The following is a 15,657-nucleotide window of genomic DNA, read 5'->3' on the forward strand; positions in this document are numbered from 1 at the left end:
AGCTTCATCAGCTTGAACATGGTTTCAAAGCTGACCTGGCGATAGCCGATATCGATGATTTCTTTGATATGAGAAGGAACCAATTGCGGCTCTGCCGGTGTGATGGCAATGTTTAAATGACTGTAAATACCGGTGTGTGCTAAGGATTCATCGAAAGCAATCATATTGATATGGCTGATGCCCACCTCGTAAAAGGAGTTAAGTGTATCAAGGGAGCTGTTATAGGAGTCATTGACGATGAGGACATCGGTTCCAGCTGGGATTTTGGAAATTTTTTTGAGCGCTTCACGCTCCGGACTTCTGGTGATTTTGATGATTTTGTTGAAATCTCTGATGTAGGCGGAGGCCTGCTGGTAAATGTATTCGTCAATGGCAAGAAAAGCATCGGCATGGAGTTTCTGTCCATCTGCCAAATCGTTTAAGTAGCAGTTGGTGAATACGATATGTTCGCCAAAGATGTCCTCCAGATTATTTTTGATAAAATCAATAGCGTTCTTGTTGTTGGACGTTCTATATATAATGATAACTCTTTTTGAATTGTTCATGAAAACACCTCGCTTGAGCAAAAAATGCACGGGATAATTTAATAAGAATAGTATAGCCTAAAACGAGCAAAAACAAAAGGGAAAATGTGGTGAAATATGATTTAATAGGATTATAACACAAAATACTGGAAGAAGCGTGATGAAAAAGGGGGAAAACAGCGATATAAAAAAATTGAATACTGTGGTAAAATTGGCATATAAATTGCTCTTTAAATTAAGACAGCCTAAAAAATAAGGAGAAGTAACAATATGGACAAAAAGATTGGAGTGTTAGGCGGCATGGGACCGATGGCATCGCAGCTCTTTTATAAACTTGTAACAGAAAAGACTGCTGCAGATTGCGACCAGGATCATGTAAGGATGGTCATTTACAGTGATTCATCTATGCCGGATCGAACTGGCGCCATTTTAAGCGGTGAATATGATAAAGTGTATTCTCAGCTTTTGGAAGACGCAAAAGTTCTTGAGAACTGCGGGTGCGAAGCGATTTGTATTACCTGCAATACAGCACATTTCTTTGGAGAAATGATGGTAGATCAACTCAAGGTTCCTTTTATTCACATGATTAAAGAAACTGTTGATGCCATTGCAAGAGAAACGCCGGGCGCAAAAGTTGCTGTCCTTGCAACGGATGGGACCATCAAAACAGGACTCTATCAAAAACATATGGAAGCGGCGGGGCTTACAGCTTATGCGCCGTCTGAGGAAATACAAAAGGAAGTCATGTATCAGATTTATGACCGAATTAAGAGTGGACTTGTCTGGGATGCAGCCTCTTGGGATAGAATTGAAGAAGCGGTAAAGAGTGCCGGCTGCCAAAAAGCAATTATGGCATGCACGGAACTGTCCGTCATCAAAGCCGATAACGGATTGTCAGATTTTTATGTAGATCCGATGGAAGTGCTTGCTGAAAAAGTGATTTTGTTCAGCGGAAGAAGATTAAAATGAGTTGAAACAGGATTTAATTATTAATGTATCCTATTATGGGGTGCATTAAGGATAGAAAATCGTTAGAAGTACGTCAGGAATTTAGATAAATAAGTTTGGCATAAAAATTGCTGTTTATATATGCAAATAATCTGTCAGATTATTTTTATAAGTTCGAATGACGTATGGACAGACAAAAGGAAAGACAATGAAACAGGATAAAGAAGTATTGAATCAGTATTTAGAGAAGCTTTTTCAGGAAAAAGGATATGCGGGCATGGCTGTATCCCTTCGCGGACCAGAGGGACCCATCTTCGAAAGAGGCTTCGGATATAGAAGTATAGAAAAGAATTTGCCGACAGACGAAAATACGGTTTTTGGCATAGCCTCTATGAGCAAATCCATGACAGCGCTGGCATGTTGTATTCTTCATGCAGAAGGCAAGCTGAGCCTGGATGATCCGATTACCAAGTATTTTCCAAGTTTACATATTCCAGGCGCACCGGATGAATGCGTGACACTGAGAGTCATCGCTATGCACAGAGCAGGTATTCCGCCTCTTCCTCCGCTGGAATGGTCCATCGCGATGAACAGTGCCGAAGAGGACAATGACTGGTATCGCCATATGGTAAAAACAGCGCCGAACAAGATGGAAACCATTGATCAGCTTGTGGATTATCTGGCACAGGGCGATTATACGCCGCTTGGTGCTCCAGGCGAATTCATGAGTTATTCCAATGACGGCTATGCACTGCTCTCCTATGTAGTGGATATGGCAGCAGGAATCACCTTGGAAGAGTTTTTGACTGAACGGATATTTAAACCTTTAGGCATGACTCGCTCTGTTCTGGATCTCGACGCAAGTGAGGCAAAGATTTTGGCACAGGGTAATATTACCAGTCTTTTTGAAAAAGACTATGAAGAAAACAAAATGTACGAGGATGACAATTGGTCGGTGCTTCCGCCTTTCCGCGGCTGCGCCTGTGTAAAGTCCACAGCAAGCGATATGACCAGGTATTACAAGATGCTGGCAGATTACGGTATGTGGGAAGGCAGCCAGGTTATCCCGAAAGAAGCAGTAGAACTGATGGTGGGAAGAGAATTCCCACTTAGGAAGGAACCCTTCTATTGTTTAGGTCTTACGAAAAATCTGATTGGAGGTATGCAGATTTGCCAGCACACCGGCGGACTTCATGGCGTATCTTCTATGGGTGGATTTACAGAAACCGGCTACAGCGGCACTGTCCTTTGCAATCAGGGCGATGTCGATGTAGAGGAATTTTTGTGGGTGTTATATAATTTTGCACTAGGACTTCCGCTGGAAACAAAACATCATTGGACCGTGCCAAATGGCAAAGAGTTCAGCCAGCCGGAAATGCTCTGCGGGGATTATTTCAGCAATGAAGGCCTGCCGGCACATACCATCGTTACTTATGAGGACGGCATATTAAAGGTGGATTATAACGGGATGAAAGGAATCCTGAAATACTGCGGCGGCTTGGCATTTGCGGTATTTGCTGAAAAGGATCCGACCCGAAGAGTCAGTTCCTTCCGCTTTTTCCTTAGAGATGGGAAAGCATGGGGCGTGAGATGCTACAACAGAATTTATCAGAGAGTGTAAGGGGAATTTTATTTAGCTCTTTGTATGTTATATTTAGCAACAAATAAAGAAGGGAGATGTAATTATCAGAAATTATACTATCAAACGAATTCTGCAGGGACTGCTTTTAGTTATCTGCGTATCTTTCCTGGTTTTCAGCTTAATGTACATGATGCCAGGTGATCCGGTAGATATGGTCGTAGACCGTAAAGTGTCGGAAGAAAGAAAAGCAGAAATTGCCCATGAAATGGGCTATGACCTGCCATTTTTTACCCAGTACAAGAACTGGGCGTCAGACATTCTCCACGGAGATTTCGGAACATCCACAAGATACAAGAGTGATGTTTGGGATTTAATGAAACAGAGGATTCCTTACAGTTTAACGCTTTGTGTATGGTCGCTGATTTTGGAGCTTGTGATTGCCTTGCCACTGGGACTGTTGTGTGCGGTAAAGAAAGACGGTTTTTTTGACCGATTTACAGTTAACTTTTCGCTGCTGCTCACCGCAGTGCCGTCGTTCTGGCTGGCAGCGCTATTCATCCTGTTCTTCAGTGTAAAGCTTGGTGTACTTCCAATTAGTGGTTATGCACAGCCTGAAAACTGGGTACTTCCAATTGCAGTAACCGTACTTACCGGTATGGGGGGGACGCTCCGTATCACTAAAACAGAAGTATTGGAAGTTTTTAACGAAAAATATGTAACCACAGCCTATGCAAAGGGACTTCCAAAGAAAACTGTTTTGATTAAGCATGTACTTAGAAATTCATTAATTCTGGTTACTACACTGGTGTTCATGTCAATTCCTTGGCTGATTTCTGGTGCCGTTATCATCGAAAAAATATTTGGTTTGCCAGGTATGGGAAACCTCCTTCTCAACTCTATTATCGTTCAGGACATGCCGGTTGTACAGGCGGTATTGCTTTTGATTGCGATTTTGACCGTAATCTGCAACTTGCTCAGTGATATCATCATGGGTATCCTGGATCCGAGAATTAGATTATCATTGAGCGGAGGTGACAACTAAGATGAACAAAAAATGGAAAGAAAGACTCTATGAGTGCTGGAAGAACAAAAACTTCATGATTGGTTTGTTCGTTCTGGTTTCCCTCATTATTATAGCAGCTTTTGCAGACGTGATTGCGCCATACGGTGTCAATGAACACGGCGTTGGCGGTCGCTATGAGGCGCCAAGTGCAAAATGCTGGTTTGGTACAGACGCACTGGGGAGAGACTTGTTTTCTCGCGTTATCTACGGAAGCAGACTGGCTCTGTGGGTAGCCTTCCTGGGCGGCAGTATTCAGCTTGTTATCGGCGTTGTTGTAGGTCTTGCCTGCGGTTTCTTTGGAAAATGGGTTGACAGAATCCTGTCCTTCCTGACAGATTTGACCTGGTGTATTCCGGGAACCATTCTGGCGCTGGCTGTAGTTACCTTAATCGGTAAAGGCTTGACCAACACTATTATCGCAATTTCCCTCGTTGCATGGGCAAGTTATGCGCGTGCAGTAAGAGCAAAGACCTTATCCCTTAGAAATATGGCGTTTGTTGAAACCGGAAAAGCTTTTGGTGAAAGCAACGCTGCTCTAATGGTCAGATACATATTGCCAAATGTAGTTCCGTCTCTGATTGTTCTGGTATCCTTAAACCTGCCGGGAACTATCATGTCGACAACTACGCTGTCTTTCCTGGGACTTGGCTCACAGCCGCCGTCACCGGACTGGGGACTTGCAATTTCTGAAGGTATCAAATCCATTACCAGAGCGCCTTGGCTCAGTTTGTACCCTGGTATTGCACTGGTATACACTACGTTTGGCTTTAATCTGCTGGGTGAAGGTCTTAGAGACCTCCTCGATCCGCATATGAAGTCACAGTAAAGCAAGAAAGGAGTATGGAAATGAGTGAAGAATTATTAAAGCTTGAACATCTGTCCATCGACTATAAAGTAAAGGATGGATACCTTTCTGCTGTCAATGATGTAAACTTTACAGTAAATAAAGGCGAGGTATTTGCAGTAGTCGGTGAATCTGGCTGCGGTAAATCCACCGTTGCCCACAGCATCATGAATCTGCTGCCGGGTGGCAACGAGGAGATGCATGGAAAAATTCTGTTCAAAGGCAAAGATCTGCGCACCTGTACACAGCAGGAAATGGAGTCTATTCGCGGAAAAGAAATCGGTATGATTTTCCAGAATCCGCTGGATTCCCTAAATCCAGTGTACACCGTAGGCGGACAGATTGCAGAAGCAATCCAGCTTGACAAAGTAGATAAAGTAGAAGCATGGAACAGAGTAACTCAATTATTTAAGGATGTTAAGATGCCGGATGCGGAGGAACGCGTAAAGAGCTTTCCCCATGAACTGTCCGGCGGTATGCGTCAGCGTGTCATGATCGCTATGATGTTATCCAGAAATCCGGAGCTGCTCATTGCAGACGAACCGACCACTGCTCTTGATGTAACGATCGAGGCGCAGATTCTGGAAATCATGAAAGAATTGAAAGATAAATATAATACGGCAATTATGCTGATTACCCATAACTTTGGTCTGGTAGCAGAAATTGCAGACAAGATTGGTATCATGTATGCCGGTGAAATGGTAGAAAGCGGAGACGTATTTGAAATCTTTGCAAACCCAACTCACCCGTACACTCGTCTTCTCATGCAGGCATTGCCTAGCAAGACCAAAGCGGAGGGGCGTTTGCAGACTATCACGGGTTCTGTTCCTCGTATTACCGAGAAGAAACCGGAATGTCGTTTTGCAAACCGCTGTCCGTTTGCAGAGGAAGTGTGCTTCAAAGAAGCACCTCCGATGAATTATGTAAGTGAAAGCCATTTCTGCCGTTGTCATTTGGCTGGAAAGGAAGAAAAGTAAGATGGAGAAAGTGATGATTAAACTGGATGGCCTAAAAAAATACTTTTCTATTTCTAAAGGCCTTGTAAAAAAGACAACTACCTACGTAAAGGCAGTAGATGATATTTCCCTGGAAATTGGAGAAGGTGAGATTGTCGGTCTGGTTGGAGAATCCGGCAGCGGAAAAACGACACTGGCGCGTGTAATTTTGAACCTGACTAAGATGACCGGCGGTAACATTACCATCAACGGAATTGACCTTGCAAATGCCAGCAGGGCTGAGATGAAGCAGCTTCGCAGCGAAATTGCTGTCGTGTTCCAGGACCCGGCTTCCAACCTGAATCCGAGACAGACTGTAGAAAGCTCCATCATGCGTCCGATGATTATTCACGGCGTGCCAAAAGCCGAAGCAAAGCAGAAGGCTAAGGAAGTACTGGAAATGGTAAAGATGGACCAGAGATATCTGGACAGCTTCCCACACCAGTTATCCGGCGGTCAGCTGCAGAGAATTGCTATCGCAAGAGCGCTGGCACTGAATCCAAAAGTGATGATTCTCGATGAGCCGACCAGTGCTCTTGACGTATCCGTGCAGGCACAGATTCTCAACCTGTTGCTTGACCTGCAGGAACAGTTGAATCTGACCTATTTGGTAATCACTCACGATTTGAACGTCATCAAGTACATTAGCGATAAAATCGCTGTCATGTATCTGGGACGTCTGGTGGAATTCGGACCAACCCTTGAAATCGCGGAACATGCAAAGCATCCGTACACAAGAGGATTGCTTAACGCAGCGCCGATTCTTGACCCGAATCTTCGTGACAGAAAGAAAGAGGTCATGGGCGGCGATCCGGGCAGCCTGATCAATATCGGAGTCGGCTGCAGATTCTGCGACAGATGTAAATATGCGACTGAGGAATGTAAGACAACGATGCCAAAGGATACGATAATCGCACCGGGACATCAGGTTTCCTGCTTCCATCCGCTTGCTGATTAAGTGGAAATTAAAGATGGTTGTAATATAAATTGCAATATATATTGCCCTCGGTAGAGAAAAAACTAGAGGGTATCCTAACCCAATGAAAAGAGGAGGACAACATGAAAAAGAAATTATTGGTATTGAGCCTGATTGCTGTATTTGTATTCAGCATGACCGCTTGCGGCGGTGGCGATGGCGGAGATGAGGCTTCTGCAAAGACTGAGCTGACCATTATTGACGGTGAATGGTACGGACTGGATACTTACCAGCTGGACAGCACTGCAGGCGGACAGGGACTGAACTCAGCTTCTTTATTCCAGTGGAACGCTGAAACAGGCGATGTAGCTGACAACGTATGCACTAACTGGAAAGTAAGCGAAGATGGAAAGACTGCTACCTTTGATGTACCGGAAGGAATGCTGTATTCCACTGGCGAACAGGTTGAACCGGAAGACGTAATCGCTTCCATCGAACACGGACAGAAAGTCAGCCCTTATAACGATGGTTATGACAACATCGAATCCATGGAATGGGAAGGCAGAACAGTTACACTGCACCTGTCCGAATTCCGTTCCGACATGCTGTATTACTTCTGTGCTGGTTTCGTAATTGTAATCGACAAAGATGAACTGGACAATATGAGTGACGAAGAGCTCATGTGGGGATGCCACCCTTACGGACTGTATGCGCTGGCTGAAGACGGATATGTATCTGGTTCTGAAGTAAATCTTGTAAGAAACGAAGGCTTCAAATGCGCAAATCCGCTGGTAAAAAACCAGGGCGCTGGTAAATTTGAAACGGTAAAGGTAAGATTTAATGTAGAAGAATTTACCCAGACAGAAGATCTGAAGGCTGGAAACGTAGACATTCTGATGTCCGTAGGCAGCGACCAGTATCTGGAACTGCAGGACAATGAAGATATCGAAATGGTTGATACTACATATCCGAACATTGCTTACTTCGAAATGAACACTGACCACGATGTATTCTCCGACATTAACGTTCGTAAAGCATTAGCGTTGGCTATCGACAGAGACGGTTTGGCAGAATCTGTTGACGGACTGATTGCGCCTGCTTATTCCATGATTTACGATACAGTACAGAACTTCAATCAGGATGCAAAAGACTGGTTCCAGAAGAATCTGGCAAACGATCCTGAACAGGCTAAGCAGCTCCTTGAAGAAGCTGGCTGGAAAGAAGGCAAAGACGGCATCCGTGAAAAGGACGGTAAGAAATTAGAGTTCACATGGTATGCTTGGACTGATGCTACCACCATTCCTGAAGCTATGGCTAAACAGCTGAGACAGGTTGGTTTCCAGATGAACATCGAAGCAATTGACTGGAACTACGTATACGAAAACATCAGTGCTGACAAGTATGACGCTGGTATCGAATGGCTGTCCTGGGCAGAACCAATGCTGGTACTGAATGCTTGCCACTATGACAAGAACGCACCAAGCAACACAGACGAATACTTTGATATGGTTAAAAAAGCAGCTCACGAAACTGACGGTGAAGAAAGAACTAAGATGGTTGGTGATATCCAGATGTATCTGTTTGAAAATGTAAACATGATTCCTATGTACGCTGAACTTTCCTTCTCCGCTATGAACAAAGATCTGAAGGGCTTCAACGTATTAGCTGACGGTTCCACTCCGCTCAATGATCTGGCATACTAATCTGTAAAATATAGAGCATTATGCTAACATGAAGTAGTGAATGAGGAGCCGCTATCTGGGCGGCTCCTTTTTTCAGAAAGGATGCTTTCTGAAATGCAGGAACAAGTTGAAACGAGATGAAATAAGATAGAAACACATCATGCAAATGGGTGAATCGCTACTCTGTGTGCTTTTACAAGCTTTTGGGCGATATGTCAATTGGCACAAAAATTGCATTAACTATGGTTTGTAAAAGGACACATAAAATAATAGAGGAGGGCAAAGAATGGGCTTGCCAAAGGATTGCAAAGTAGATTTGCAGAACAAGTTTCCGAAAGGAAAAAGAAACTTGATTAGTGATGTTCCCGGCGTAAAGGTTGGGCATGTCACGCTGAAAGACGACGAAAAATTTATACATACCGGGGTTACAGCAATCCTGCCTCACGAAGGAAACCTGTTTCAGGAGAAGGTTGCTGCCGGTGCATGTGTCATCAACGGATTCGGTAAGAGTGCGGGTCTTGTTCAAATTGAAGAACTGGGTACCATCGAGACACCGATTTTGATGACGAATACCCTCAGCGTAGGCGCTGGATTAAATGGATTAATTCAGTATATGCTGAAAGATAATGAGGATATTGGCGTATCTACGGGAACCGTAAACTGTGTTGTAACAGAGTGTAACGACGGCGAACTGAACGACATTCGCGGCATGCACGTGAAAGAAGAGCATGTGCTGAAAGCTTTGGAAAAGGCTGACGAGGAATTCACCGAAGGCGGTGTCGGCGGCGGTACAGGTATGTGCTGTATGGGGCTGAAAGGCGGAATCGGTTCCGCTTCCAGAATTATCACATGCAACGAAAAAGAATACACTCTTGGCGCAATTGTCATGTCAAACTTTGGTGTACTAGGCAATCTCAGAATTGACGGAAAGCGTATTAAGACGGAGCTTCCAAAGGAAGACAAACCTGAAAAGGGATCTATCATTATTGTACTTGGTACAGATATCCCGCTCAGCGACAGACAGCTGAAACGTATTGCAAAGAGAGCAACTGTCGGTCTTGCCAGAGTCGGTTCTTTCCTTGGAAATGGAAGCGGCGATATCGCCATCGCATTCTCCAATGGAAATAGAATTCCGCATTACAGCAAAGAAGATGTTCTGGAAACTAAGATGTTTCATGACAACGCTATGGATAAACTCTTCGACGCTACTGCAGAGGTAGTAGAAGAAGCTGTTATCAGCTCCATGTACCATGCAGAAACCACAAAGGGAATCAGAAACAAAGTTCTCTACGGACTGCGTGAATTCATCTAGGATGAGGTTATAAGATGAGAAAGATATTTATTAGTGCAGATATTGAAGGAATCACCGGAGTAACTGGCTGGTGTGAAACCCGCTATGGCGGTCAGGGCTATGACGCAGCATGCAGACAGATGAGCCTGGAAACTGCAGCAGCATGCAGGGCAGCTCTAGATGCAGGATACGAGGTTGTAGTTAAGGACGGTCATGAAGACGGGCTGAACATTGACGCTAACCTGCTGCCAAAGGGAACCCAGCTGATTCGCAGCTGGATGTCGGATCCTTACGCTATGATGGCAGGTCTTGATGAAAGTTACGATGGCGCAATTTATATCGGTTACCATGCAAAAGCGTGGTCCAATGACAGTCCTTTGACCCATACCATTGAAGATTATCTCTTCAACTGGATTAAAGTCAATGGAGAACTTGCCTCTGAGTTTTCCCTCAATGCGCTTCTTGCCGATGAAATGAGTGTACCTTCCATTTTCCTTTCTGGAGACAAAGGCATTTGCGATGATGCAAAATCTCTGTATCCATCTATGGAGACTGTGGCTGTAAAGCACGGCACAGGGAATGCGACCTGGAATATTCATCCGGAAGAAGCTATCGCACTGATTGAAGACGGTGTAAAAAAAGCCCTGGCTGCAAAGCATCAGTCGAGGTCACTGGCAAATGAGTATCGTATGGAGATTAACTTCAAGAAACATCAGAAGGCCAGACATGCTTCCTGGTATCCGGGCGCAAAGCAGATTGACTCCAATACTGTAGAAATCACCGCGAAGACACCGACCGACCTTGCCATTGCAAGAATGTTTATGACAGGGGTATAAAGGCAAAGGGTCTACAAAATAGAAATTACCATTCCAGTAATATACATTTTTCTTAACCTAAAGAACGCTGCAAGACGTGCTATCGCGCCGGTTTGCAGCGTTCCGCTTTTTTGATATTTGGTGGAGCGGCGGTTTGATGGAGTTTACTTTGGAGGTGCTGGGTATTGTGCATATTTTCGAGAAAAGGTTTCAAAATATGCACGAGGCTGTGCATAGATTTCGAAGAAACTCCAAAAATATGTACATTTCACTTGAAAATCGGGAGCCATATTCAGATAATCTGCATATATTTGCTGATTATCACGAAAATATGCATAGTTTGAAAAGGTGATGTGCATATTTTCGAGAAAAGATTTCAAAATATGCACGCAGTTGTACGTATTTTGAAAAGAAATGCTTAAAATATGCACACTCATGTGAATTGCTGCAATGGCAAAGAGCTGCAGTAAATGCAGCTCTTTGTGAATGAAAATGAAAAGATTTTAGTCTTGGTATCGCTATTTTGTTTCGGCGTTGTCAGCCAGCTCAGCTTGCTCGACAAGAGCCTTGGTGGTTCTGCGGATAAAGTCTTCGTACATAGGGACATCGACTTCGTTTGAGGCGAAGCAGACAACAAAAGGCTGTTTTGCATAGACAATGCCTACATCGTGGGCTTTATCTTCTTCGTCGCCGGTTTTGTGCGCCATAGGATAGTCCATAATCAGATGACCGCCCATCTTGTGGTTTATTTGCTGCTGCCTCATGATATCGTCCAGCCAGATGGAAGATTCCTCATTGACTAGAGTCTTATGGTATATCTTTTCCAGGAGAATGCCGATTTCTTCGGGAACAAAGTAGTTGTTGATTCCGCGGGCTTCTCTCTCTAAATCCCACAATTCTCTGTTAAACTGGGTTCCGATTAAGCCAAGTTCCAGAAAAGCTTCTCTAATCTTTGGGACGGTATAGTGACGCAGCAGTGCGTTAGTTGCTGTATTGTCACTAATGGTAATCATCAGTTTTCCCAGCGTTTCCATATCCAAAGTCACCTCACCGGTCATGTGCTGTACTGCGCCGCAGCCGGGCACTTTCTGATCCTGATGAATTAGAATTTCTTCTCGAAAGTCTGCTTCCCCACGGGAGCGGAGCAGGAGAATAGCTGCCATTAAAGGGAGCTTTACGACACTTGCCGGAAGAAATGGTTCTTTTTCGCGGTAGCCGTAAGTCTCGCCAGTGACTAAATTATGGTAGTAAAATCCAACTTTTCCCTCCATCTGAGAGAGTTCATTTAAGATTTGTTCTTTCATTATAGGGTTTCTCCTCTTTTCAAGATAGCGCCAGCTTTTGCGCCGGTGTGTCTGCCGTCTTTCGCTGTCAGCACGCCGTTTACGTAGACACGGCGAATGCCTTTGCATGGCTGCTTAGGATTATTAAAGGACGGAGTGTCTTCAATTTCATCAAAGTCAAAGAGGACTAAGTCCGCCTGCATGCCTTCCTTGATTAGACCTCTGTTGTTAATGCCCAGACGGTTTGCAGGAAGTCCGGTCATTTTGAAAATGGCAGTTTCCAGCGGGAAGAGCTTGCGCTCTCTGCAGTATTTGGAGATTACGCGCGGGAACGTACCAAACCAGCGAGGGTGCGGTTGTCCCGGATAATCCATGGAAGCAGCTTCACCGTCGGAGCCAATCATCACATATGGCTGTGGCATGATGTATTCGATATCTTCTTCGCACATGCCGTAGTTGACCTCGTTGACACGACCACGCTCTTCTAAAATCAAATCAAAGCATGCGTCTTCCGGATCAACGCCACGAATTTCTGCAATTTCTTCTATATTTTTACCTACCACCCAAGCGTTTTTTTCGCTGGCAACGTAGGAGACGCAGATGTCTCCCCATCTGCCCAGGTGACTTTGCCTGGCTTCTTCTTTTAGTTTTGCTCTAGTCTCTGGATTCCGAAGTCGTTCAAAGAGAGCTTCCATGCCGCCGTCAAATGCCCATAAGGACACATTACTGTCCAAAGTAGTGGCAGAAGCATTGTATGGATATTGATCCACTTTTACGTCAAGACCTTCGCGTCTAGCTCTGTCAATCATGGCAATAGTAGTTTTGCAGCTGACCTGCCAGCCGGATTTGCGGGTGCATTTGTGGTGAGATACCTGCAGCGGTGCGCCGGAGCGTTTTGCGATTTCCAGCGCTTCGGAAAGCGCTTCCACCAGATAGTCACCTTCGTCTCTCATATGGGTTGCGTAGAAAGAACCGAAAGGAACTAGTTCTTCTGACAAAGCTGCCAGCTCGTCTGCGTCTGCATAGCAACCCGGCGGATAAATCAGTCCGCTGGACATAAAGTATGCACCGTCTTCTAAAGCTTTGCGAAGGAGTCCGCGCATTTGTGCAAGCTCTTCGCTGGTCGGTTTGCGTGCATCGAATCCCATAGCCGCCAGTCTGATGGTGCCGTGTCCGACAGCGGTTCCAAAGTTAACGCTCAGCTTATGCTCCTTCAAAGTATCTAAATATTCTCCAACGGTTTCCCAGTTGTATGTTAAATCACCAACATAATCTTTTAACTGTTTTTTTCTTTCAGGGTCAGCGCTGACCGGAGCCACGGACATGCCGCAGTTGCCGCCGATTTCGGTGGTGACACCCTGCAGAATTCTGCTTTCTGCAAGGGGATATTTCGGAAGAGAGGTGTCGCTGTGAGAGTGAAGGTCGATAAAGCCAGGCGCAAGATATAAATCTTCTCCGTCTACGATTTCCGCTGCGTCGTTTTCTTCTTCGGCAGTACATGTACCGATTTTATGGATGCGTCCATCCTTGATGGCGACGCTGCCCCGATACCAGGGAGCGGAAGTGCCGTCAATGATACGGACGTTTTTTATGATACAGTCAAACATAAATGAGATTCCTTTCTTTTGAAATCCTGCTGAACGTTTTCTACGCATATAACTTGCAAGAATAGTGCCAGAATTTGCAGGGGAAGAAAGCAGGGAAAAAGGCTGAATTGAGAGGATTTGAGAAGTGAAAAAACAGGAGGAAATGTGGATTAATAGGTTTTAATATGATTGTTAAGGTTTTGTTGGATTTTGGTTATGGCAAATCATCAAATTAGGGTGATTTGTCATAACCGTTGTGACCGTCATGTCTGCAGAAAATAATCGCTATTTACCAGTCTGCCTTTCATGCCGAATGTGGTTTCAGGCTTGATAAAATCATAAACCAGTAAACCCTCAGAATTCAATACAGCCTCTTTCTTGATTTCGCCGTTATAATCAAAAATAGCGGTAGGAGCGGTCTGGAAACGAGAGATACTGTTGACTGAAACTATTGTCATAACATTTTCGACAGCACGCGTAATGAGATGAGATTTAATGATATTGTAGCGGTCCGGTAGAGGAGTTTCACTGGTATCCGAAAAGGATACAAAGCAAATATCTGTATTTTCTTTGTACAGTTCTCTAAAAGGTTCAGGGAATCGAACATCAAAACAGATGCGGAATCCGACCTTTATATTGTCGATTTCAAAGATACCGGGCTTTGTTCCTCTGATAAAGTGGTCTGTATCCCTGCCCCATAATGCAGTTTTGTCATAATAGCCCATCAGCGTTCCGTCATCAGCAAAGAGACCAATGGAATTAAATCTGCCTTCGGTGTCAAATCTTACAGTTCCGACAGCTACGAATATTTTATACTGTTTGGCAAGTTCAGATATGTGCAGCAGAGCTGCGTCTATTTCCTCTTTAGGAATATTGTCAATGTTTTGCTCGATAGGAGGATACCCACATAGTGCACATTCATGAAAAACAATCAGTCTGACACCCTGTTCGGCGGCAAGGCAGATGGCATTTCTTATAGTTTCTAAGTTATTTCTGATACTGTTTGTGCTTGAAAATTGATAAACGCCTATTTTCATTGGGTTGCGTACCTCCTTGATATATTTCAATCATTATATCACACTTCAGTGAGTTTCAGTATTGTTTTTTAAAATGTTTGTTAGAATCCCGTGTTTCACAGTAAATAAGACAATCGCAAAAAACTTTATCTTTATAAATGTTGAAAATAAGTTTTACAAAACTGTTTGAACTTGTTTTCAACATATGTTATAATAAGTTTGACAGTACAAAAGGAGAGTTGTTTATGAATGATTTCGCATTGTGTACAGACATTGAAATTGTAATGGAATTATTAGATATAACTGCAAAAGAACTTGCAGATGATATCGGCGTTACTGCAACAACTATTTCTCGGTGGAGAAAAAATGAGGAACAGATTTCTTCATCCAATCTGAATGCCTTTTACAACTTTGCCTTCGGTAAAGGTATCCGGCTTAACAAGATAAAAGAGCAGCTTTTTAAAGAAGATTGCAGCAGTAATTCTACCATACTTTTTCACGGCGCCAAAACATACATTGACGGGAGGGTTTCAATTGAGAGATCTAAAAATACCAATGATTTTGGCAGAGGCTTTTACTGCGGAGAAAGTTTGGAACAATCGGCTATGTTTGTTGCCAATTATCCGGAGTCCTCACTCTATGTTTTAGAGTTTAATAAAACGGCTTTGAGTTATACGCAATTAAATGTTGATAGGGATTGGATGTTGCTTATTGCCTATTTCCGAAACAAATTAACCGACTATGCGAATCACCCTATTATACAGGATTTACTTGCAAAGCTTGAAGGGGTCGACTATATTATTGCTCCGATTGCCGACAATAGAATGTTTGAGATTATCGACAACTTTATTGACGGTGAAATCACAGATGTTCAATGTCAGCATTGTCTTTCCGCAACTAATCTCGGTAATCAATATGTTTTTGTTACTGATAAAGCACTAAGTCAGTTGCGGATATTACGCCATTGTTATTTAGCATCCGATGAAAAGCGGTATTATCTTTCGTATAAGCAGGAAGAGTCACGTATCGGTAATGATAAAGTAAAAGTCGCCCGTAGGCAATACAGGGGTCAGGGCGAATATATAGAGGATATTTTGAAATGAGAAAAATTG

General features: G+C 43.8%; 14 protein-coding genes. 10 read left to right on the top strand and 4 right to left on the bottom strand.

The annotated features are described in order from the left end of the window. Positions 1 to 545: hypothetical protein (locus NFR88_RS13990; protein WP_465250590.1), on the bottom strand; the 545-nt coding region annotated here is incomplete at its 3' end. A 249-nt stretch (positions 546 to 794) separates the two neighbouring features. Here NFR88_RS13990 and cuyB point away from each other — a divergent pair. The 9 genes from cuyB to NFR88_RS14035 all read left to right on the top strand — a co-directional run bounded on the left by cuyB (position 795) and on the right by NFR88_RS14035 (position 10,681). Further along, positions 795 to 1,493 (top strand): cysteate racemase, encoded by a 699-nt coding sequence (gene cuyB, locus NFR88_RS13995; RefSeq protein ID WP_160201917.1) that lies wholly within the window; start codon positions 795 to 797, stop codon positions 1,491 to 1,493. Positions 1,494 to 1,680: 187 nt separating this feature from the next. Continuing rightward, positions 1,681 to 3,093 carry a serine hydrolase domain-containing protein gene (locus NFR88_RS14000; protein ID WP_251616912.1) on the top strand — a complete coding sequence of 471 codons (1,413 nt, stop codon included), beginning with the start codon at positions 1,681 to 1,683 and terminating at the stop codon, positions 3,091 to 3,093. A 79-nt stretch (positions 3,094 to 3,172) separates the two neighbouring features. After that, the gene (locus NFR88_RS14005; protein WP_285813902.1) at positions 3,173 to 4,096 is read left to right on the top strand and encodes an ABC transporter permease; all 924 of its coding nucleotides are present in this window, start codon (positions 3,173 to 3,175) and stop codon (positions 4,094 to 4,096) included. 1 nt (position 4,097) lies between these two features. Next, positions 4,098 to 4,943 (top strand): ABC transporter permease, encoded by an 846-nt coding sequence (locus NFR88_RS14010; protein WP_160201915.1) that lies wholly within the window; start codon positions 4,098 to 4,100, stop codon positions 4,941 to 4,943. A gap of 20 nt (positions 4,944 to 4,963) precedes the next feature. After that, entirely contained in the window at positions 4,964 to 5,938 is a 975-nt protein-coding gene (locus NFR88_RS14015; protein WP_160201914.1) for an ABC transporter ATP-binding protein, read from the top strand. Positions 5,939 to 5,951: 13 nt separating this feature from the next. Further along, on the top strand, positions 5,952 to 6,914 hold the full coding sequence (locus NFR88_RS14020) for an ABC transporter ATP-binding protein (RefSeq protein ID WP_251616915.1): 963 nt from the start codon (positions 5,952 to 5,954) through the stop codon (positions 6,912 to 6,914). A 101-nt stretch (positions 6,915 to 7,015) separates the two neighbouring features. Beyond that, positions 7,016 to 8,575 (top strand): ABC transporter substrate-binding protein, encoded by a 1,560-nt coding sequence (locus NFR88_RS14025; protein WP_251616918.1) that lies wholly within the window; start codon positions 7,016 to 7,018, stop codon positions 8,573 to 8,575. A 265-nt stretch (positions 8,576 to 8,840) separates the two neighbouring features. Continuing rightward, positions 8,841 to 9,866: a P1 family peptidase gene (locus tag NFR88_RS14030; RefSeq protein WP_160201911.1), complete on the top strand. Its 1,026-nt coding sequence runs from the start codon at positions 8,841 to 8,843 to the stop codon at positions 9,864 to 9,866. A 14-nt stretch (positions 9,867 to 9,880) separates the two neighbouring features. Further along, positions 9,881 to 10,681 carry a M55 family metallopeptidase gene (locus NFR88_RS14035; protein WP_251616921.1) on the top strand — a complete coding sequence of 267 codons (801 nt, stop codon included), beginning with the start codon at positions 9,881 to 9,883 and terminating at the stop codon, positions 10,679 to 10,681. A 497-nt stretch (positions 10,682 to 11,178) separates the two neighbouring features. Here the strand turns inward: NFR88_RS14035 and NFR88_RS14040 are convergent, their stop codons facing one another. From NFR88_RS14040 to NFR88_RS14050, 3 genes are all read right to left on the bottom strand, one after another. Then, positions 11,179 to 11,964, bottom strand: coding sequence for a serine hydrolase (locus NFR88_RS14040; protein WP_161909471.1), 786 nt, complete (start codon positions 11,962 to 11,964; stop codon positions 11,179 to 11,181). Beyond that, the gene (locus NFR88_RS14045) at positions 11,964 to 13,550 is read right to left on the bottom strand and encodes an N-acyl-D-amino-acid deacylase family protein (protein WP_251616924.1); all 1,587 of its coding nucleotides are present in this window, start codon (positions 13,548 to 13,550) and stop codon (positions 11,964 to 11,966) included. The genes NFR88_RS14040 and NFR88_RS14045 overlap by 1 nt, the downstream gene beginning before the upstream one ends. A gap of 242 nt (positions 13,551 to 13,792) precedes the next feature. After that, positions 13,793 to 14,566, bottom strand: coding sequence for a carbon-nitrogen hydrolase family protein (locus NFR88_RS14050; protein WP_251616926.1), 774 nt, complete (start codon positions 14,564 to 14,566; stop codon positions 13,793 to 13,795). A 224-nt stretch (positions 14,567 to 14,790) separates the two neighbouring features. On the opposite strand from NFR88_RS14050, the gene NFR88_RS14055 reads away from it, so the two are divergent. Then, on the top strand, positions 14,791 to 15,648 hold the full coding sequence (locus NFR88_RS14055) for a DUF3990 domain-containing protein (RefSeq protein WP_161909468.1): 858 nt from the start codon (positions 14,791 to 14,793) through the stop codon (positions 15,646 to 15,648). The last annotated feature ends 9 nt before the right edge of the window (positions 15,649 to 15,657 follow it).

Origin of the sequence: Senimuribacter intestinalis (assembly GCF_943192965.1) — a bacterium.
Classification (GTDB): domain Bacteria; phylum Bacillota; class Clostridia; order Peptostreptococcales; family Anaerovoracaceae; genus Senimuribacter; species Senimuribacter intestinalis.